We start from the raw sequence: 20628 nt of genomic DNA on the forward strand, positions 1-20628 counted from the left end.
TTATATAAAGTTAGTTAATTAGAAAATGTACATAAAAATAAAAAAGTTATTCTATAATGATAAAAGGAATTATTATAGAATAACTTTTTATATTAAATTAATTCTGTACTAATGTAAAAAATTATTTTCTATAAATTTAAAGGTATCGGAAAGATCTAGATTGTCCACAGCATCTTTAAGTAATGGAACTTTTGAATAGTCATCAAGAGGAATTTTATATTTTAGTATAGGATTTATTCTAAAGTAGTTTGGACCGATAAGCTCTTTGCAATATAAGTCTTCTAGAGGTGTATCATTTAGTAGAATTGAAACCAAAGGTGTTTTAACATTACATTTTGGTCTGAGCATCCACTGGAGAGCACCCCAAGAAGATGTATCTGATTTTATTTGGTTAAGTGTTGAGCCGGTACCAATAGATAATATACGAAAATCAGATAGTGAATGTTTAGGCTTAAGGAGCTTCATTACGGAAATCATAGAGGCGGCTGTAGGATTATTTACAATTACACCTCCATCTATAAAGTTCTTGTATGAAGGGAAATAAGTAGGAGCGGCAGAGCTAGCTAAAGCCACATCTACAACCTTAGATGTGTATGTTGAACCACGAGAAAGGTTATTAAAAAATACAGATTGCCAGTTATCGGATGAAAAACCTTTTACATTAAAGGATGGGATGAATACATATTTTTCAAGATCCCCAAGGGTAAGGTCTTCTGTAAATACAGATAATATGACTTCTCTTAAGTTTTTATTATTAAATTTAGGTCTGAAAAGGTTAAGATGAGAAGGATAAAATATACTTTTTACAGTCTCATAGTTGTACAAGTTATCAACATAATTTCCATCCTTTCCAGAAGCTAGAGCTAAGGCTATTAAAGCACCTGTAGAAGTACCAGCAAATAAGTTTGTATACTTTAAGATATCAGGATATTTATTATAAATGCGTTTTAATATACGTGTGGATAGGGCACCACGAATTCCTCCACCATCAAATACAATAATTCTGAATGTAGACATTAGACACCTCCGTTGTAGCTTATATGATTATTGTATTAATGATTATGTAGGTATGTGAATATATTATTATCTGTTTTAAAATATCTTTGACTTATAAAGAAGCTAAGAACTCTGTTTATCCGATGACTACCAGCTCTAATACTCCCACCTTTTTCAAAGTGGAAGTAAAAGACCTGCTATGTCCCTGGATAACGATTTCTAAGCATCATAGAAGCTAAGAACTCTGTTTATGAAGGTTTTTGAGATTACCTGGGGAATATTTAAATATGATAGATAATAATTAGATTAAATGAAAACAGTGAAGGAGGGTGAAGATTAGCTATGTTAAGTATATATAGTACATAGCTAGAAGAAATATGGAAGAAAGAAAAGTAAAAAATGTATTATTACCTAAAATTACAGCAATAAATGAAGAGGTATATTCTTTAGAGAAGAATATAGATGATGAAGATTATTTTAATAATGTAATGATGCTTAATTGTGACATAAGTAATGAGTGTGCATCACATGTTGAATTTTCGGAAGTTATATTTAAAAATGTAGATTTTAGAAATGTAAAATTTCCTCATATTGAATTTATAGATGTAAAGTTTGAAAACTGTGATTTATCAAATTCTAATTTAAATAATGGAATTCTGCATAGGGTAGAAATGAAAAACTGTAAGCTTATAGGTATAGATTTGGCAGATACAAATATTCAAAATGTCACATTAAATCAGTGTAGCGGTGACTATAGTAACATATCTTTCTCTACTCTTAAAAATGTAAATTTTATAGATTCGTCATTTAATAATGTAATATTTGAAAATAGTAAATTTAATAAAGTAAACTTTGAAAATGTAAGTATGAGGCAAATTGATATATCTAAGGCTATGGTGAAAGGAATTGATTTTAGAAATAGTGATATAGAAGGACTTATTGGAGATGTAAGAGATTTATATGGAATAGTAGTTACTCCAATGCAAGCACTATCGCTTTCGAGAATTTTAGGGATTGTAATTAAGGAATAGATGTATTAAAGAGACTGCCAGAGTAATGAATTTTAATTAGGATATTTAAAGTTAGGAGAAAACATATGATAACAATAATATCATCAGCTAAATCTTTAGATTTTGAAAAAGAAATATTTATAGATGAAAGTACCGAACCTGTATTTATGAATGAAGTAAGAGAATTAGTAGATATAATTAAAAATTACAATTTACAAGAAATAGCTAAGATAATGAAAATTAGTAATAAGTTATCAAAGGTAAATTATAATAGATTTCAATGCTTTTATGACCAACAAGTAAATACTAGGCAGGCTATTTTTGGATTTAGTGGGGAAGTATATAGAGCTATAAATCCTTTTGAATATGACAGATCAAACATAGAGTTTGCACAAAAGCACATTAGGATTTTATCAGGTTTATTTGGGGTTTTAAGACCTTTAGATAATATAAAAGAATATCGGCTAGAAATGGCTACAAAGTTAAGAGGTATACCTGAAGAGAATTTATATAAATTTTGGACAAAAAAGATTACTCAAAATATAGTTCATGATTTAAATCTTAAAGAAGATAAGACAATTTTGAATTTGGCCTCTCTAGAGTACTCTAAATCCATAGATAAAAGTAAGCTAGATACTATTAATGTCTATGATGTTGAATTTAAAGAAAACATAGAGGGAAAATATAAGATTATAGGAACATATACTAAGAGGGCTAGGGGGCTTATGGTAACTTATATTGTTAAAAATAATATAGATAATATAGAAGATTTAAAGAATTTTAAAGAAGAAGGTTATTGCTATAATAAAGAATTAAGTAGCAATACTAAATTAGTTTTTACTAGAGAAAAAATGATTTAGGTCTATGACTTTAGTATTAAATAATGTGACATTATAAAAGAAATTAAAGGTGCATTAATTATAAAAAGTAGGGGATTACTAAAATATATAAAATAAAAACTTGTATTTTAAATACAAGTTTTTTTATTTTAAAACATTATAAGATGATAATAGGAGCAAATTATGATAATAGTTAATATATTAATTGTAATGACAGTACTTTTTATAATATTTATCAAAACTATAAATTGTTTATTTTATTATGCTACTCTTGGTAAAAAGCGTGATAAGATAGAAACCTTTAATAGTCTTTACACCATGGGATTATATTCTCTTGATGAGTATGAAAAGTTAAAATTGGAAGAGCTAATTGTACAAAGTAAAGATGGATATAAGTTAAAAGGATATTATCTAAACTGTAATTTACCTTCAAAAAAAATAATAATATTATTGCATGGATACTTGGTTGGCCACTACAGGTCTTGCCAATATATAAAGTTTTTTATAAAAGAAGGATTTAATATTCTTTTAGTAGATCAAAGAGGTCATGGTAATAGTGAAGGAACTTATGCTACCTATGGAAGATATGAGTGTGAAGATTTAGATTTATGGGTAAGCTGTATAAGACAAAAAGTTGGGGAGAAATGCTTTATAGGTGTACATGGACATTCTATGGGAGCTGCTACTGGTCTTATGTATTCAGTTTTAGGAAAGAATAAAATAGATTTTATAATATCGGAATCAGCTTATGCAAATGCAATAGAGGTTATAAAAAGAAAGTTAAATAAATACAAAATTCCATTTTTCCCTTTCTATAATCTCGCTAATCATAAAATAAAAAAAGTATGTGGCTTTTCTTTAGGAGAAATAAGTCCAATGGATATGGTAAAGGAAAGCAAAGTACCAATTATGTTCATTCATGGAGATGAAGATGAATTAATACCATGTTATATGTCTATGGAAATGTATGAAATTAAAAAGGGAATAAAAAGCTTATGTATAATTCCAAGAGCTAAGCATAATACTTGTTATGCCACTAACCAAGAGAAATATGAAAATGAAGTAAAAAACTTTCTTAAAATGATATAATAATAAAAAGTCGCTAATAAATATTTTAAAATCAAGATAATATTTTAATGGGCGATGAAGGGGAATGAGAGTAGGATTAGTATTATCTGGTGGAGGCGGAAAAGGAGCTTATGAGATAGGAGTATGGAAAGCTATAAAAGAGTTAAATATAGATAAATACATAAAAGTAGTTTCAGGTACTTCTATAGGTGCTATAAATGCAGCTTTATTTGCTCAAGATGATTTTGAAGAAGCTAAGAAAATGTGGCAAGAGGTTACTATAGAGAAGTTGTTACCAGTAAATAGTAAAGTCTTAATAAGGAAAGGCGTAACCCTCGCTATTGGTAGTAGAAACATGAATTTAGTAAAAAAATATATGACAAAGAAATTAGAGCAGGGTGATATTCCTAGGGATGGAGCTAAGGATATTATAGAGAAATATATAAATATTGATAAATTAAAAAAGTCAAATAAAATATGTTATGTATCATGTACTGAAATGCCGGAGTTCTCTGCTAAATATTTTAAAATAAATGACTATGAAGAAGAAAAGGCTAGAAGTATATTATTAGCAACGGCTTGTCTTCCTATGATATATGAAAGTGAAGAAATTGGTGGAAAGACATATTTAGATGGGGGACTAGTAGATAATACTCCTATAAAACCAGTATATGAAGAAGGGTGTGATATAATAATAGCTGTACTATTATCTAAAGAAGCTAAAATAAAAAGAGAAGATTTTCCAGATGCAAAAATCATAGAACTAATTCCTTCAGATATAGAAACAAAAATATTAGATGGATTATTAAATCTAGATGAAGAGTCTAAAAACAAGAGAATTCAAAGAGGTTACTATGATACAAAAAATCTTTTAGAACCTATTTTTGAAATGGCAAGATATCAATTAATCGAAGAATTAGAAAGACAGGCTATGGACAGTGAATTACAAGAATTTGAAGAAAAAAATAAGGAAAGTTGGATAGCTAGAAATACAAGAAGAATAAAGAGAAAACTTGGAATAAAAAAACTTTAATAAATATTATGTAAAGTAAAAATATATAGATAAAAAGATAGATTCCTATAGGAGTCTATTTATTTTTAGTGGAAATAATATATAAATAAGTGTTATTATATATTAGTAAAATTTAATTAATGTATATAGATAATTTAGAAAAGGGTGAATTGCAGTGAATGAATTAGAGCAATGTAGAAAAGAAATCGATGAGATTGATAAAGAACTTATAAATCTATTTGAGAGAAGAATGGATGTTGCTATAAGAGTAGCTAATTGTAAAAAAGAAAATGATTTACCGATATATGATGAGGAGAGAGAATCAAAGGTTATTAAAAAAAATGTAGACAATTTAAAAAATAAGAACTATGATTTATTAGCAAGAAGATTTTTCTTAAGCATAATGGAGTTAAGTAGAAGTTTGCAAGAGAGCATTATAAAAAAGCATAAGTAAAGTTATTTAAATTAATCATATATAAAGGAGTAATGTTATGGAGTTTTACGGCATACTAGGTGAGAAATTAGGACATAGCTTATCACCAAGAATACATAAGATAATATTTCAGGCCATGGAAGTAGAAGGTGCATATAAACTATTTGAAATACCTAAAGGAAATTTAGAAAAATTCATAGATGCACTTAAACTTTTAAAAATTAAAGGAGCCAGTGTAACTATTCCTTACAAGGAAGAAATTATTAAGTATTTAGATGAGATATCACCAGAAGCACAAAGGATAGGTGCTGTTAATACAATATCACTAGAGGATAATAAACTATATGGTTATAACACAGATTACTATGGCTTTGGATATATGTTAAAGGTATATAATGTTAAGATACAAGACTCAATAGCTGTAATTTTGGGAAATGGTGGAGCTACAAAGGCTGCTGTGTGTTATTTATTAGACAATGGAGCTAAAAATGTTTATATAGTAAGTAGGACACCAGAAAAAAATAAGGGAATAAATCATGAAAAAGTTCAACTAATAAGTTATGAGCAGTTAAAAGAAATTCAAGGAGATATGATAATTAATACAACTCCAGTAGGTATGTTTCCTAATGAAGATGCCACTCCTGTTAATGATACTATCATAAATAATTTTCAAACAGTTGTAGATATAGTATATAATCCATCAGAAACAAAATTTTTATTAAAGGGAAAAGAGTTAGGAAAAAAAGTTGTAGGGGGATTATCTATGCTCATAGGACAAGGCGTAAAAGCACAGGAAATATGGCAAAAGAATTCTATTGATGACCAAGTAATTAAAGATATATATGAAATTTTAAATAGAGAGTTTAGTTAATTATAAGAGGTGATTGCTATGAAAATTATGGTTATAAATGGACCTAACCTGAATTTTTTGGGCATAAGGGAAAAACATATATATGGCTCAAAAAGCTTTGAGAAGATTGAAAATTACATAAAGGAATGCTCTAAATCCTTAGGACATGACATAGAGATGTTACAAAGCAATATAGAGGGAGAAATTATTAACTTCATCCAAAGGGCATACTATGAAAAATATGATGGAATAATAATTAATCCAGGTGCCTTTACCCATTATAGTTATGCAATCTATGATGCTATAAAAAGTGTAAACATAGATACTGTGGAAGTTCATTTATCACAGATTTATGATAGAGAAGATTTTAGACAAAAATCAGTTACTGCTCCAGCATGTATAGGTCAGATATGTGGTTTTGGAGAATATGGATATATAATGGCTATGAATGCTCTAGAAAATAAAATGAAGATTTCTAGCTAAAGTAGGTTATAATACTAATTAAACATTTGTAACCTAGGAGGAAGGGAAACTTATGGATGAGCTTAATAATAGGATAATAGACATCTATACAAGTCTTGCTGAAAGTGGAGTTAGATTTTATTATGAGGATGATATTAACCCTTTTAGCGAAATAAAAGAATTGAATTCTTGTAATGAAAAATACCTATGGTTCACGACTGATGGAGAAAATGAAGTTAAAGTATCCATAGAAGATTTCAGAGTATATCATTCAAAGGAAAACATTAATCTTTATGATTGGGTTGAAATAAGAGAATTTGATAGGCTTTTGGAAGAATTAAGTGAGAACTAGTAGAATCAAATGAAAAATAAACAACTAAGGTGTTAATTACTTAGTTGTTTATTATTTTTTTAAAATTTATAAATTGTGGATAAAATAAAGTAAATTTTCAGAAAAAAGGTTGATAATCTAAGATTTATCCACTTAGTGTTAATTATATTGTGGATAGAGTTGTGGAAAATGTTAATAATTACATTATTTTACAATGAAAAATATATAGCATTTATTGTGATTATAAAGTATTTTTTTAAAATAGTTAAAGTAAATTGTCTTTCTAGTATTTGGTAGAAGGTTAGTACAATTAATACTAGGAAGTTTTTATTATGGAATATACTTAGTATTACTAAACATGAAGAATATTAATATAAACATATTTTCATAAACATAAGGTATATTCAAAGGTTCATTATGAAAAAAAAATCATGAAAATATAAAAAAAATTTAATAAATCTATTGATTTATTAATAAAAAAAATATAGAATAATATTGTTTGTTTAGTAAATGTAAACTTAAGGTTTAGTATAATACATAAGATTGAGGTGGAATCGTGCAAATTGGAGAGAAGATAAAAAGTCTTAGAATCGAAAAACAGTTAACACAAGAAGAACTTGCAAACAGATGTGAATTATCCAAGGGGTTCATATCTCAAATTGAGAATGATCTCACATCTCCATCTATTGCAACACTTATGGATATTCTTCAGATACTAGGCACAAATTTAAATGAATTCTTTAGTGAGAAAATTAATGAAAGAGTTAAGTTTACAAATGATGATATGTTTGAAACTGAGGATGAAGATCTAAAGTATAGATTAAAGTGGCTCGTACCAGATGCTCAAAAAAATCAGATGGAGCCTATAATGCTCACATTAGAACCAAATGGAAAATACAAAGAAGAAACTCCTCATGAGGGAGAGGAATTTGGACTTGTGCTTCATGGTATTGTGAACCTGCATTTAGGAGATAAGGTATATAAAATACGTAAGGGAGAAAGCTTTTATTTTAAGCCAAAGTCTAATCATTATATTTCAAATACAGGAAAAACTGAGGCAACAGTAATATGGGTAAGTACACCACCGTCATTTTAAGTAGACAAATTTAATAAGGTGACACAAAAGTATAATTAGCATTATGTTATAAAAGAGGTGTTTATGTTGGGTGATAATATAATTGAAATTAAAGGTATATCTAAAACCTTTGAAGACAACAAAGTTTTAGACAATATAACTTTAGGGATAAAAAAGAATGAGTTTATAACATTACTTGGTCCAAGTGGCTGTGGTAAAACTACTACATTAAAAATTTTAGCAGGTTTTGAAACTTGCGATGAAGGTGAAGTTATATTTGAAGATAAGAAAATCAATGACTTACCTCCATATGAAAGACAGATTAATACAGTGTTTCAAAAATATGCACTATTTCCTCACATGAATGTATATGAAAACATAGCTTTTGGATTAAAAATAAAAAAACTTTCTAAAAGCGAAATTGATAAAAAAGTAAATGAAGTTTTAAAATTAGTAGATCTTAAGGGCTTTGAAAAAAGAAAAATTGAATCTCTAAGCGGTGGTCAGCAACAAAGAGTAGCTATAGCAAGAGCTATTGTTAATGAGCCAAAGGTATTACTTCTTGATGAGCCTTTAGGTGCTCTTGACTTAAAGCTTAGAAAAGAAATGCAAATAGAGCTTAAAAGAATACAAAAACAATTGGGAATTACTTTTGTATTTGTAACCCACGATCAAGAAGAAGCACTAACTATGTCTGATACTGTGGTAGTAATGAACAAGGGAGTGATTCAACAAATGGGTACTCCGGAAGATATATATAATGAACCTGAGAATAAGTTTGTAGCTAGGTTTATAGGAGAAAGTAATATTACAGACGGAATAATGTTAGAAGACTTTAAGGTTAAATTCTGTGGACGTATATTTGAATGTGTTGATAAAGGCTTTGATAAAGATGAATATATAGATGTGGTAATAAGACCAGAGGATATAAAAATAGTAAATAAAGAAGAAGGAAACTTAAAAGGGATAGTAAAATCTTCTGTATTTAAAGGAGTTCACTATGAATTAGAAGTAGAGGAAGAGAGTATGAACTTTATTCTTCATAATACTAAAAACTTTTCTATAGGTACAGAAATCGGAATGGATATTTATCCAGAAGACATTCACATAATGAAAAAGTCAGGAGAAGCGTAGAATGAAAAAGAAATCATATTTAGCTTATCCTTATGTATTGTGGAGTTCCTTGTTTATAATAGTACCTCTTCTTCTAATAGTATTTTTTAGCTTTACAGAAAAAGTGAGCGGAAGCTACCAATTCTCTATAAATAATTTTAAAAGATTAATGGATCCTTTATATATAAAGGTATTTACTAGATCTATTAGCTTAGCCTTACAATCAACAATTTTATGTTTAGTAATGGGATATCCCATTGCGTATATGATATCAAGAAAACCAGAGAATAAACGTGGAATGCTTATAATGTTATTTATTCTTCCAATGTGGATGAATTTCTTGCTTAGAACCTATGCATGGCTTGCAATTCTAGGAAAGAATGGTTTGCTTAATAACTTACTTAATATCATTGGGTTAAACTCAGTAGATATACTATATACAAATGGTGCAGTGCTTCTTGGAATGGTGTATAACTTTCTTCCATTTATGGTACTACCAATATATACATCGCTATTAAAGATGGATCAAGATTTAGTTAATGCTGCTTATGATTTGGGAGCCGGAAAAATTACAGCTTTTATGAAGATAATTTTTCCTTTAAGTATACCAGGAGTTATCTCAGGAATAACTATGGTATTTATGCCAGCGGTATCTACCTTTGTAATCTCGCAACTTTTAGGTGGTGGAAAGCACATGCTCATAGGAAATTTAATTGAGCAGCAGTTTACTTCTGTTGGAGATTGGAACTTTGGTTCTGCAATATCTATTCTTATGATGATATTAATTTTATTAGCTATGGGATTAACCTCTAAGTTTTCAGATGATGATGAAAAAGGAGGAGGTAGAGTATTATGGTAAAAGCAAAAAAAATATTTTCAAATATATATTTGATTTTAATATTTATATTTTTATATGCTCCTATTTTTGCCCTAGCACTATTTTCTTTTAATGATTCAAAATCCATGGCAAGATGGCAAGGGTTTACTTTTAAGTGGTATCAGCAATTGTTTCATAATGATAGAATAATTTCAGCTTTAATAACCACTGTAGTAGTAGCAATATTGGCATCAGCAATAGCTACAGTCATAGGAACAATAAGTGCTATAGGGATAGATAGAATGAGGGGGCCTAAAAAGGCAATGCTTCTCAATATAAACTATCTACCTGTATTAAATCCTGATATAGTAACAGCAATAGGTCTTATGATACTTTTTATATTTTTTAATATGAAGTTAGGATTTTTAACTATGTTACTTGCACACATAACTTTTAATATACCATATGTAGTTTTATCTGTATTGCCAAAGTTAAAACAACTTCCAGACAATGTAGAAGAAGCTGCTATGGATTTAGGCGCAAAACCTATGTATACCCTTAGAAAGGTAATACTTCCACAGATAAAACCAGGTATAATTTCAGGATTTTTAATTGCTTTTACTATGTCTATAGATGACTTTATTATAAGCTTTTTTAACACTGGAAATGGAGTAACTAACTTATCAATCGAGGTTTATTCTATGGCAAAGAGAGGTATTAAACCAGAGATTAATGCACTGACTACATTAATGTTTATAACAGTATTAATACTATTATTATTATCTAACAGAAAGCAAGCAATGGTAGGGAAGGAGTAATAAGATGAAAAAATTAAAAAAAATTATAGCTCTAGTATGTACAGGGGTAATGGTGACAGCTATGCTTACAGGTTGTGGGACAAAATCCTCTAGTGATGTTTTAAATATTTATAACGTTGGGGATTATATAGATGAATCTCTAATAGAAAAGTTTGAAGAAGAAACTGGTATAAAGGTAGTATATGAAACCTACGATACCAATGAAATCATGTATCAAAAGATAAAGAGTGGTGGATCAAAATATGATTTAATAGTTCCATCAGATTATATGATTGAAAAGATGAAGGATGAGAAATTAATCCAGAAGATAGATTATTCTAATATTCCTAACTATAAAAATATAGATGAAAGCTTTAAAAAGCCTAGCTATGATGAAAATGATGAATATAGTGTACCTTATTTCTGGGGAACTTTTGGTATTCTTTATAACAAAAATATGGTAAGTGATCCTGTAGATAGTTGGGACATTTTATGGAATGAGAAATACTCTGGAGAAATCCTAATGCTTGATTCAGTTAGAGATACTATGGCTATTGCCTTAATGAAGTTAGGATATTCTCAAAATAGCATAAATGAAAAAGAACTAGATAAAGCTAAGGCTGAATTAATAGCTCAAAGACCTTTAGTTCGTGCTTATGTTAATGATGAAGGTAAAGATAGACTTTTAGGAGAAGAAGCTGCTATGGGAATAGTTTATTCTGGAGATGCAATAACTCTTATGGAACAAAATGAAAATCTAGCTTATGGAATCCCTAAAACGGGTACCAATAAGTGGGTAGACGCATTATGCATACCAACAGATGCAGAAAATAAAGATTATGCAGAGAAATTTATAAACTTTATGTTAGAGCCGGGAAATGCTGTCCAAAACATAGATTATATAGGATATTCTACACCAAATAAAGCAGCTCTTGAAATGCTTTCACAAGATGTTAAATCTAATCCAGTAGCTTATCCAGATAAGACTCTTCTTGATAAATGTGAATCATTCATAGACCTTGGTGACAACATTAAGCTTTATGATGAAAGATGGATTGAAATAAAATCTAAATAGTATAAAAATAGTATAAAAATAGTAGCTAACCTATTTATGGTGAGCTACTATTTTTTATATCATAATGAAAATTCATTAAAATTTTTGTTAAATTTAATAGACTTTACACAAATATAATTTGATTAGGGAGGAATTTTTATGTATTGAATTCAATTTTATTGTATAATATATATATGAGAATATCTAAAATTAAAAAAATTAATTATAATAAATAATATAAATTAAGGAGGTAATATGCTTGAGTTAATGATTATATGTGGATTAGTATTACTAATTTGCATAACATCCAGTAAAGTATTATATAAGTTTGGTGTACCAATGTTACTTATATTCATCATTTTAGGAATGTTATTTGGCTCAGATGGTGTAGTAGGAATATATTTTGATAATTATGAGCTTACAAGAGAATTATGTTCCTTTGGGTTGGTATTTATAATGTTCTATGGTGGGTTTGGTACCAATTGGAAAGAAGCTAAACCTGTTGCAAGAGAATCCATTTTAATGTCTACATTTGGGGTAATAATCACATCAGGATTGACAGGATTATTCTGTTATTTTGTCCTTAAAACAAGTCTTTTAGAAGGGTTGCTAATAGGCTCCATAGTTGGGTCTACAGATGCAGCATCAGTATTTTCTATATTACGTTCACAGAAATTAAACTTAAAAGGAGAAATTGCATCTATACTAGAGGTTGAAAGTGGAAGTAATGACCCTATTGCATATATGCTAACATTAATAGTTTTAACATTAATGAATAATGGGGGTATCAGCTCAATAGTACCTACAGTAATTGGACAAATTATTTTTGGTATATTAATTGGGGTGATATTATCTAAGCTAACGGTCTATATAATGAGAAATGCAAATTTTGAAGTAGATGGATTTTATACAATATTCATAACGGCAATTGCCATTTTATCTTATGCATTAAGTGAATGGGTAGGCGGTAATGGATATTTAAGTGTTTATATAGCTGGTATTATCATTGGAAATAGCAAAATTCCACACAAGAGAAGCTTAGTTCATTTCTTTGATGGAGTATCGTGGATAATGCAAATTATGCTATTTTTTGTATTAGGTTTATTAGCATTTCCTTCTGAATTACCAAGTGTTATAGGGAGCTCTATATTAATATCAATATTTATGATAATAATTGCACGTCCAATCGCAACCTTTAGCGTTTTAAGTTGGTTTAAGATACCATTTAAACAACAGTTGTTTGTTTCTTGGGTAGGATTAAGAGGGGCAGCTTCAATTGTTTTTGCAATATATGCAATAACATCAGGGATACCATTAGAAAATGATATATTTCATATAATATTTTTTATAGCTTTATTATCAGTAGCTATTCAAGGCACATTAATCCCTAAAGTAGCTAGAAAGTTAGATTTAGTAGATGATACAAAAACAGTATTAAAAACATTTACCGACTATCAAGAAGATAGGTCTACAACATTAATAGAGTATAATGTTGACTCGAACAGTAGTTGGAAAGAAAAGACTATAATGGAAGCGGATATTCCAGAGGAGATACTTATTGTAATGATAAAAAGAGATAGTGAAATAATAGTTCCAAAAGGCTCTACACTAATTAATCAAGGTGATATATTAGTTTTAAGTGGAAATAATATAGAATATTTATTAGAAAAAAATGTTGGATCGTAGATTTTGTACAAAGTGGCTATAGAACTTATAGCCACTTTAGTTTTGAAATTTATATGAGGATTAATATAGTTATGAATTATTTTATTCTTAAATATTGTATTTTGAGTAAAATATTGCATATAAATAAATTAGCGTTATAATAGACTTATATACATTATTTTTAATTTAAGGAGGGAGTTAATTGGACAATTTAAAAGTTACTCCTTTAAGAGGAGAATATGAGAAGAATGGTGGAAAAATTGTAGAGTTTGCTGGGTATGAATTACCTACTCAATTTAAGGGAATTCTACATGAACATGAAACCGTAAGAGAAAGAGCAGGTTTGTTTGATGTTTCTCATATGGGTGAAGTGCTAGTAAAGGGAAAGGATGCTGAAAAATTTGTTAACTATCTTTTAACAAATGATGTGAAAACACTAAAAAATGGAGATGTCATATACAGTTTCATGTGTTATCCAAATGGTGGTGTTGTAGATGACTTACTAGTGTATAAATTTTCAGAAGATTATTATTATTTAGTTGTAAATGCAAGCAATAAAGAAAAAGACTTTAAATGGATGTTAGATAACAAAGATAATTTTGAGGTAACCATTGAAGATATTTCTGATAGTGTTGCTCAATTGGCACTTCAAGGGCCAAAAGCTCAAGAAGTATTACAAAAATTAACACAACTTAATTTATCAGATATAGGATTTTTCCAGTTTAAAGATGATATAGACATATGTAATAAAAAAGTTTTAATTTCAAGAACAGGATACACTGGTGAAGATGGCTTTGAAATATATGCAAAACCTGAGGATGTAGTAGTCTTATGGAGAGAAATACTTAAAGCTGGAGAAAATGAAGGTGTTGAACCTATTGGACTTGGCGCTAGAGATACACTAAGATTTGAAGCTACCCTTCCATTGTATGGGAATGAAATGGATGAAACTATAACTCCATTAGAAATGGGTTTTGGATTTTTTGTGAAACTTAATAAAGAAAATTTTATTGGTAAAAATGTTTTGATAAAACAAAAGGAAAATGGAGTAACCAGAAAATTAGTAGGATATGAATTGATAGATAGAGGTATAGGAAGACATGGCTATATAGTAATTAAGGATAATGAAGAAATAGGACATGTAACCACTGGATATATGTCTCCTACCTTAAACAAAACAATAGGATTTGCGTTAATTGATGCTAAGTACGCAGCATTAGGTACAGAAATTTTTATAAAAGTTAGAAATAAAGAATTAAAGGCAATGGTTGTCAATAAAAAGTTTTATAGTAAAAAAACTCAAAAATAAGGGGGATTAATCATGTTAGTATTGGAAAATTTATTGTATACAAAGAATCATGAATGGATAAGAGTAGAGGAAGATAAAGCTTATATAGGAGTTACAGATTGTGCACAAAAATTATTAGGTGATATAGTTTTTGTAGATTTACCATCAGAAGATGATGAGTTTTCTAAGGGAGAAGCTTTTTCAACAATTGAATCTGTTAAAGCTGCTGAAGATATTTTCATGCCTGCAAGTGGTAATGTACTACAAGTTAATGAAGAGTTAACTGATAATCCTATTCTAGTAAATGAAAATGCATATGACGCTTGGATGATTTGTGTAGAATTATCAAATAAAGATGATTTAAAAGATTTATTAAAAGCTGAAGAGTATGAAGAATTATGTAAAGACCTATGTAAAGAAGGTGAATAATATGTTTCCTTATATTCCTATTACAGAAAGAGAAAAAAAACAAATGCTTGATTTTATTTCTGTAAAATCAATAGAGGATTTATTTAAAGATATTCCGGATAATTTAAAATTAAATAGAGAATTAAACATTGATAAAGGTTTATCTGAGTTAGAAGTTGAGAAAATAATGACTAACTTAGCTAATAAAAATAAATCTATAGAAGATTTTATTTGTTTTTTAGGTGCAGGCATGTATGATCATTATGTTCCTTCTATATGTAAACATTTAACTGGAAGAACAGAATTTTATACAGCTTATACTCCATATCAACCTGAAATTAGCCAAGGAACTTTACAAGCAGTTTTTGAGTATCAAACTATGATTTGTAACTTAACAGGTATGGAAGTTTCAAACTCATCTATGTATGATGGGGCTACAGCAGCAGTAGAAGCTTCTGTAATGGCTATAGAAAATACAAAGCGAAATACCATAATAGTTTCTAAAACAGTACATCCGGACACAAGACAAGTTTTAAAAACTTATCTAAAATATAAAGGGTACGATTTATTAGAAGTTGATGAAAGTAATGGAGTTACAGATATTGAGAAGGTAAAATCATTATTAAATAAAGATGTAGCAGGAGTTATTATACAAAGTCCAAACTTCTTTGGAATTATAGAAGAGGTAGAGGAATTAGAGAAGGATATCCATTTAAATAAATCTTTACTTATTATGAGTGTGGATCCATTATCTTTAGGTGTTTTAAAAAGCCCTGGTGAACTAGGGGCAGATATAGCTATAGGGGATGGTCAAAGTCTTGGTGCTAATATTAACTTTGGAGGACCGGGTCTAGGATTTCTAAATACTACTAAAAAGCTTATGAGAAAAATGCCAGGTAGAATTGTTGGAGAAACTGACGACAGTCATGGTAACAAAGGATATGTATTAACACTTCAAGCAAGAGAACAACATATAAGAAGAGAAAAAGCTACCTCTAATATATGTTCTGATCAAACATTGATGGCAATAGGTGCTGCTGTATATATGGCTACAATAGGAAAAGAAGGTATAAAAGAAATAGGAGCTCAATGCATCAAAAAGTCTCACTATGCTTTTAATCAATTAATAGAGAATGGTAAATATAAGCCACTATTCAATAAACCATTTTTTAAAGAGTTTGCAGTGAAATCTGATACTTGCTTATGTGAAATAAATAACAAATTACTAGATAATAATATTTTAGGTGGATATATTTTAGAAGAAGATTACCCTCAATATAAGAATTCTATGTTACTTTGTGTAACAGAAAAAAGATCGAAGGATGAAATAGACAAATTAGTTAAAGTGATGGAGGAGATATAATGAAAAGTTATAATAAAGTTATCTTTGAACTATCATGTGAGGGTAAAGTAGGTTATACGCTTCCACAAATAGATGTGGAGGATATAAATATAGAGTCTGTTATACCTAAAAATATGTTAAGAGAAGAGGATGCATATCTTCCACAAGTAAGTGAAGTTGATGTAGTTAGACATTACACTGCTCTTTCTAATAAAAACTATTGTGTAGATAAGGGGTTCTATCCTCTAGGTTCTTGTACTATGAAATATAATCCTAAAATTAATGAAGATGTGGCTATGTTTTCTGGTTTTAGTAAAATTCATCCTAAAGAATCAGCAGAAAATGTACAAGGTGCATTAGAACTTATCCACGACCTTTCCTTAAAGTTATGTGAAATTACAGGTATGGATGATTTTACATTGCAACCCGCTGCTGGAGCTCATGGTGAATTCACAGGACTTTTATTAATAAAAGCATATCATGAAAGTAGAAATGATTTTAAACGTAAAAAAATAATAGTTCCTGACTCAGCTCATGGTACAAATCCTGCAAGTGCAAAAGTGGCAGGTTTTGAAATAGTTGAAATTAAATCTGATAAGGATGGATTGGTTTCAATAGAAGAACTAAAAAAAGTTTTAAATGATGAAATAGCGGGACTGATGCTTACAAATCCAAATACTTTAGGTTTGTTTGAGAAAAATATAGAGGATATAAGTAAGTTGGTTCATGAAGCAGGCGGACTTTTATACTATGATGGAGCAAACTTAAATGCTATTATGGGAAAAGCTCGTCCTGGTGATATGGGATTTGATGTGTGTCATTTAAATCTTCATAAAACATTTTCAACACCACATGGTGGTGGTGGTCCAGGAGCAGGTCCAGTAGGCGTATGTGGTAAACTTTCTAAGTTTCTTCCGGTTCCAATTATAAAAAAGGAAGAAGAGAAGTTTGTATTTGATTATGATAGACCTGATTCTATTGGAAAAGTAAGAAGTTTTTATGGGAATTTTGGAGTGTTAGTTAGAGCCTATACCTATATACTAACTATGGGAAGTGAAGGACTGAAAGCTGCTTCAGAGAATGCTGTATTAAATGCAAATTATATAAAAGAAGCTTTGAAAGATTATTATAAGGTAGCTATAGATGAGGTATGTAAGCATGAAGTTATCTTTGCTGGTTTAAAAGATAACCCAAATCATATATCAACTTTAGATGTAGCTAAAAGATTGATTGACTATGGTGTACATCCACCAACAGTTTATTTTCCTCTAATAGTTGAAGATGCTCTTATGATAGAACCAACTGAAAGTGAAAGCTTAGAGTCCATCAATGAGTTTGTTGAAGTTATGAAGATAATAGCTATAGAAGCTAAGGAGAATCCAGAAGTTTTACATGAAGCTCCTCAAAATGCTTTAGTAAGAAGGTTAGATCAAGTTAAAGCAGCAAGAACACCAATCTTAAAGTGGAGTAAGTAACTTTTTAAGAATTAAAATTTATAGGCATTAATATAATAATGTCAAAGATTATATTAATGCCTTTTTATAAATATTTGTTAAAGTTTTAACTAAAATAAGCTTGCATATAAAGTTAATATAGTAATTCATACAGAACATATTAATACGAGGAGTGTAGTTATGAAAGATATAATTGTAATAGGCGGAGGACCTGGTGGTTATGTGGCTGCCATTAGAGCAGCGCAATTAGGAGCAAAAGTGTGCCTTATAGAAAAAGAAAATTTAGGTGGGACATGTTTAAATTATGGGTGTATTCCAACTAAAACCATATATAGAACTGCAGAACTTTTTAATAACTTAAGTCATATTGAAGACTTTGGTATTAAAGCAAATAATTTTGAAATAGATGTAGATAAAATTCAAGAAAGAAAAGGAAGCATTATAAAAACCTTAGTAACTGGAATAGAAGCTCTTTTAAAGGGAAATAATGTAGAACTTATAAGGGGTAAAGCTACATTAATTGATAAAAATACTGTAACAGTATGCAGTGAAGAAGAAATAACTATTAAAGGAAAAAATATAATTATAGCTACTGGATCTCAAGCTGAAATCCCATCCATTGAAGGAATATATGATAGTAAAAATATTATAACAAGCACTGAACTTTTAGATTTTAATCATATACCAAAATCCTTAGTAGTTATAGGTGGTGGAGTAATTGGAATGGAGTTTGCCAGCATTTTTAATACTATGGGAAGTAAAGTTACAGTGATAGTTGCGAGAAATTCTATACTATACGATATAGATAAAGATATTTCAAAGAGATATTCAGCTATGGCAAAAAAGTCTGGAATAGAGATTCTTACTTCAACTAAAGTTATAAGTTTTAGAGAGACTGAAGAAATAATTATACAATGTCAGGGTAAGAAAGGTGACTTTGAAGTAAGAGGGGAAAAAGTACTTCTTGCAAAGGGAAGAAAACCTAATTTTGAAGGTATTGATGTAGATAGGTTAGGAATAAACACATATAAAAAAGGCATAGTGGTTGACGAAAATTATGAAACTTCTTTAAAGGGTGTATATGCTGTTGGAGATGTTAATGGGATTTCACTTCTTGCTCATGCAGCTTCTCACCAAGGGGTGGAAACTGTGGAACATATATTATTAAATAAACCTTGTCATAAAGCAGTGATTCCTTCTTGTATTTTTACTTTCCCTGAAATAGCAGTAGTAGGAATTACAGAAGAAGAAGCTAAAGAAAAGGGAATAAACTATAAAAAAAATAAATTTATGTTTGGTGCCAATGGAAAAGCTTTAGCTTTAGGTGAAGGTGAAGGTTTGGTAAAAGTTATAAGTGATGAAAACAATGTGATTTTAGGTGTGCACATTCTTGGACCCCATGGGTCAGATTTAATACTAGAAGGCACTATCATGGTTGAAAAGGAAATGACGGTGTCAGAGCTGAAAGAAGTGGTTCATAGTCATCCAACGTTAGGTGAGGCACTACATGAAGCTGTCTTAGGATTAAATAAAGAAGCCATACACAGTATAAATAGGTAACTACTATTTTTAAAATATGCATTATATTATATTCAAAATAAAAAGGAGAAAAAATGAGATATATTGATAATAATTGCACAGATCCTTATTTCAATTTAGCTCTAGAGGAATATTTATTAAGAGGAGTGAATGGTGAATATTTTGTGCTTTGGAGAGATGAACCTTGTATAGTGGTTGGAAAAAATCAAAATACTTTATCAGAGATTAATGAGGAATATATTAAAAAGCATGATATAAAAGTTGTAAGGAGACAAAGTGGAGGCGGAGCTGTTTTTCATGATCTTGGGAATCTAAACTTTACATTTATAGTTGAGGATGATGGAAAAAAGTTTAATGATTTTAAGACCTTTGTTATTCCAATCATAGGTGTATTAAATGAATTAGGAGTAAAGGCAGAGTTTTCAGGGAGAAATGATCTTTTAATAGATGGTAAAAAGTTTTCTGGAAATGCTCAATGTAAATATAAAAATAGAGTAATGCATCATGGGACTTTATTATTTTCTTCTGACATAGTTAACTTAAGTGATGCTTTAATTTCTAAACCCATAAAATTTTCAGATAAAGCAGTTAAATCTGTATCTAGTAGGATTACAAATATTAGTGAACATTTACAGGAATCCTTTAGTGTTATAGATTTTAAAAATAAAATATTCGAGTATATCGGTAGAGAAGAAAAAGATAAGGTTATAACTACTTTAGATAATGAGGAAATTGAAGAGATTGAAAATCTAGTTAAAACTAAATATGAAACTTGGCAGTGGAATTTTGGACAGTCGCCCAAATATAATTTTTATAATGAGAAAAAATTATCTGCTGGTACTATAGAATTAAGTATTGATGTTGAAAAGGGTATAATGAAGCACATAAGAATTTTTGGAGATTTCTTTGGAGAAGGAAATATTGAAGATATTGAAAAAGCTCTTATAGGTAAAAAGCATAATACTGAAGAAATTCACAGAGTAATAGATAATATTAATATAAAGAGTTATTTTGGAAATGTAAGTAAACAAGAGCTTTTAAGCTTGTTTTTTGTATAAGATTATTTAAATTAGGC

General features: G+C 29.2%; 21 protein-coding genes. 20 read left to right on the forward strand and 1 reads right to left on the reverse strand.

Going from position 1 to position 20628, the window contains the following annotated elements; genetic code table 11:
• Positions 1-108 precede the first annotated feature (108 nt).
• A complete protein-coding gene (locus B3B03_RS10470; RefSeq protein WP_346877264.1) occupies positions 109-1017 on the reverse strand; it encodes a patatin-like phospholipase family protein in 909 nt (302 codons plus the stop codon).
• Positions 1018-1373: 356 nt separating this feature from the next.
• On the opposite strand from B3B03_RS10470, the gene B3B03_RS10475 reads away from it, so the two are divergent.
• The 20 genes from B3B03_RS10475 (at position 1374) to B3B03_RS10570 (ending at position 20611) form a co-directional block, all read left to right on the forward strand.
• On the forward strand, positions 1374-2027 hold the full coding sequence (locus B3B03_RS10475; protein WP_346877265.1) for a pentapeptide repeat-containing protein: 654 nt from the start codon (positions 1374-1376) through the stop codon (positions 2025-2027).
• Positions 2028-2092: 65 nt separating this feature from the next.
• Positions 2093-2866, forward strand: a complete 774-nt coding sequence (gene yaaA, locus B3B03_RS10480) for a peroxide stress protein YaaA (protein WP_346847358.1) — start codon at positions 2093-2095, stop codon at positions 2864-2866.
• A gap of 162 nt (positions 2867-3028) precedes the next feature.
• The gene (locus B3B03_RS10485; protein WP_346847359.1) at positions 3029-3934 is read left to right on the forward strand and encodes an alpha/beta hydrolase; all 906 of its coding nucleotides are present in this window, start codon (positions 3029-3031) and stop codon (positions 3932-3934) included.
• 64 nt (positions 3935-3998) lie between these two features.
• Positions 3999-4946 (forward strand): patatin-like phospholipase family protein, encoded by a 948-nt coding sequence (locus tag B3B03_RS10490; protein ID WP_346847360.1) that lies wholly within the window; start codon positions 3999-4001, stop codon positions 4944-4946.
• Positions 4947-5100: 154 nt separating this feature from the next.
• Positions 5101-5379, forward strand: a complete 279-nt coding sequence (locus tag B3B03_RS10495) for a chorismate mutase (RefSeq protein ID WP_346847361.1) — start codon at positions 5101-5103, stop codon at positions 5377-5379.
• A gap of 37 nt (positions 5380-5416) precedes the next feature.
• The gene (gene aroE / locus B3B03_RS10500) at positions 5417-6229 is read left to right on the forward strand and encodes a shikimate dehydrogenase (RefSeq protein ID WP_346847362.1); all 813 of its coding nucleotides are present in this window, start codon (positions 5417-5419) and stop codon (positions 6227-6229) included.
• Positions 6230-6247: 18 nt separating this feature from the next.
• Positions 6248-6691: a type II 3-dehydroquinate dehydratase gene (gene aroQ, locus B3B03_RS10505; RefSeq protein ID WP_150846162.1), complete on the forward strand. Its 444-nt coding sequence runs from the start codon at positions 6248-6250 to the stop codon at positions 6689-6691.
• 52 nt (positions 6692-6743) lie between these two features.
• Entirely contained in the window at positions 6744-7022 is a 279-nt protein-coding gene (locus B3B03_RS10510) for a hypothetical protein (RefSeq protein WP_346847363.1), read from the forward strand.
• A gap of 535 nt (positions 7023-7557) precedes the next feature.
• Positions 7558-8097: a helix-turn-helix domain-containing protein gene (locus tag B3B03_RS10515; RefSeq protein ID WP_035130168.1), complete on the forward strand. Its 540-nt coding sequence runs from the start codon at positions 7558-7560 to the stop codon at positions 8095-8097.
• A 63-nt stretch (positions 8098-8160) separates the two neighbouring features.
• Positions 8161-9210, forward strand: a complete 1050-nt coding sequence (gene potA, locus B3B03_RS10520) for a spermidine/putrescine ABC transporter ATP-binding protein (RefSeq protein ID WP_346877266.1) — start codon at positions 8161-8163, stop codon at positions 9208-9210.
• Between the two features lies 1 nt (position 9211).
• Entirely contained in the window at positions 9212-10048 is an 837-nt protein-coding gene (locus tag B3B03_RS10525; protein ID WP_035130173.1) for an ABC transporter permease, read from the forward strand.
• Positions 10042-10824 carry an ABC transporter permease gene (locus B3B03_RS10530; protein WP_346847365.1) on the forward strand — a complete coding sequence of 261 codons (783 nt, stop codon included), beginning with the start codon at positions 10042-10044 and terminating at the stop codon, positions 10822-10824. Before B3B03_RS10525 ends, B3B03_RS10530 begins: the two co-directional genes overlap by 7 nt.
• 4 nt (positions 10825-10828) lie before the next feature.
• Positions 10829-11878, forward strand: coding sequence for an ABC transporter substrate-binding protein (locus B3B03_RS10535; protein ID WP_346847366.1), 1050 nt, complete (start codon positions 10829-10831; stop codon positions 11876-11878).
• A gap of 234 nt (positions 11879-12112) precedes the next feature.
• Entirely contained in the window at positions 12113-13543 is a 1431-nt protein-coding gene (locus B3B03_RS10540; RefSeq protein WP_346847367.1) for a potassium/proton antiporter, read from the forward strand.
• 181 nt (positions 13544-13724) lie between these two features.
• On the forward strand, positions 13725-14831 hold the full coding sequence (gene gcvT / locus B3B03_RS10545; RefSeq protein ID WP_346847368.1) for a glycine cleavage system aminomethyltransferase GcvT: 1107 nt from the start codon (positions 13725-13727) through the stop codon (positions 14829-14831).
• 12 nt (positions 14832-14843) lie between these two features.
• Positions 14844-15239 carry a glycine cleavage system protein GcvH gene (gcvH, locus tag B3B03_RS10550; RefSeq protein ID WP_035130183.1) on the forward strand — a complete coding sequence of 132 codons (396 nt, stop codon included), beginning with the start codon at positions 14844-14846 and terminating at the stop codon, positions 15237-15239.
• A 1-nt stretch (position 15240) separates the two neighbouring features.
• Entirely contained in the window at positions 15241-16581 is a 1341-nt protein-coding gene (gene gcvPA / locus B3B03_RS10555) for an aminomethyl-transferring glycine dehydrogenase subunit GcvPA (protein ID WP_346877305.1), read from the forward strand.
• The gene (gene gcvPB / locus B3B03_RS10560; protein WP_346877267.1) at positions 16581-18035 is read left to right on the forward strand and encodes an aminomethyl-transferring glycine dehydrogenase subunit GcvPB; all 1455 of its coding nucleotides are present in this window, start codon (positions 16581-16583) and stop codon (positions 18033-18035) included. The genes gcvPA and gcvPB overlap by 1 nt, the downstream gene beginning before the upstream one ends.
• 159 nt (positions 18036-18194) lie before the next feature.
• Positions 18195-19574 carry a dihydrolipoyl dehydrogenase gene (gene lpdA, locus B3B03_RS10565; RefSeq protein ID WP_346877268.1) on the forward strand — a complete coding sequence of 460 codons (1380 nt, stop codon included), beginning with the start codon at positions 18195-18197 and terminating at the stop codon, positions 19572-19574.
• 53 nt (positions 19575-19627) lie between these two features.
• On the forward strand, positions 19628-20611 hold the full coding sequence (locus B3B03_RS10570) for a lipoate--protein ligase (RefSeq protein WP_346877269.1): 984 nt from the start codon (positions 19628-19630) through the stop codon (positions 20609-20611).
• Positions 20612-20628 lie beyond the last annotated feature (17 nt).

The sequence above is a fragment of the Clostridium sp. UBA5712 genome (genome assembly GCF_002419845.1).
GTDB lineage: Bacteria > Bacillota > Clostridia > Clostridiales > Clostridiaceae > Clostridium_J > Clostridium_J sulfidigenes.

Bases quoted from the DNA above. Each gene is read 5' to 3' on its own strand.
- B3B03_RS10470 (WP_346877264.1), bottom strand. From the start codon at position 1,017: ATGTCTACATTCAGAATTATTGTATTTGATGGTGGAGGAATTCGTGGT.
- B3B03_RS10475 (WP_346877265.1), top strand. From the start codon at position 1,374: ATGGAAGAAAGAAAAGTAAAAAATGTATTATTACCTAAAATTACAGCA.
- yaaA (WP_346847358.1), top strand. From the start codon at position 2,093: ATGATAACAATAATATCATCAGCTAAATCTTTAGATTTTGAAAAAGAA.
- B3B03_RS10485 (WP_346847359.1), top strand. From the start codon at position 3,029: ATGATAATAGTTAATATATTAATTGTAATGACAGTACTTTTTATAATA.
- B3B03_RS10490 (WP_346847360.1), top strand. From the start codon at position 3,999: ATGAGAGTAGGATTAGTATTATCTGGTGGAGGCGGAAAAGGAGCTTAT.
- aroE (WP_346847362.1), top strand. From the start codon at position 5,417: ATGGAGTTTTACGGCATACTAGGTGAGAAATTAGGACATAGCTTATCA.
- aroQ (WP_150846162.1), top strand. From the start codon at position 6,248: ATGAAAATTATGGTTATAAATGGACCTAACCTGAATTTTTTGGGCATA.
- B3B03_RS10510 (WP_346847363.1), top strand. From the start codon at position 6,744: ATGGATGAGCTTAATAATAGGATAATAGACATCTATACAAGTCTTGCT.
- potA (WP_346877266.1), top strand. From the start codon at position 8,161: ATGTTGGGTGATAATATAATTGAAATTAAAGGTATATCTAAAACCTTT.
- B3B03_RS10525 (WP_035130173.1), top strand. From the start codon at position 9,212: ATGAAAAAGAAATCATATTTAGCTTATCCTTATGTATTGTGGAGTTCC.
- B3B03_RS10530 (WP_346847365.1), top strand. From the start codon at position 10,042: ATGGTAAAAGCAAAAAAAATATTTTCAAATATATATTTGATTTTAATA.
- B3B03_RS10535 (WP_346847366.1), top strand. From the start codon at position 10,829: ATGAAAAAATTAAAAAAAATTATAGCTCTAGTATGTACAGGGGTAATG.
- B3B03_RS10540 (WP_346847367.1), top strand. From the start codon at position 12,113: ATGCTTGAGTTAATGATTATATGTGGATTAGTATTACTAATTTGCATA.
- gcvH (WP_035130183.1), top strand. From the start codon at position 14,844: ATGTTAGTATTGGAAAATTTATTGTATACAAAGAATCATGAATGGATA.
- gcvPA (WP_346877305.1), top strand. From the start codon at position 15,241: ATGTTTCCTTATATTCCTATTACAGAAAGAGAAAAAAAACAAATGCTT.
- gcvPB (WP_346877267.1), top strand. From the start codon at position 16,581: ATGAAAAGTTATAATAAAGTTATCTTTGAACTATCATGTGAGGGTAAA.
- lpdA (WP_346877268.1), top strand. From the start codon at position 18,195: ATGAAAGATATAATTGTAATAGGCGGAGGACCTGGTGGTTATGTGGCT.
- B3B03_RS10570 (WP_346877269.1), top strand. From the start codon at position 19,628: ATGAGATATATTGATAATAATTGCACAGATCCTTATTTCAATTTAGCT.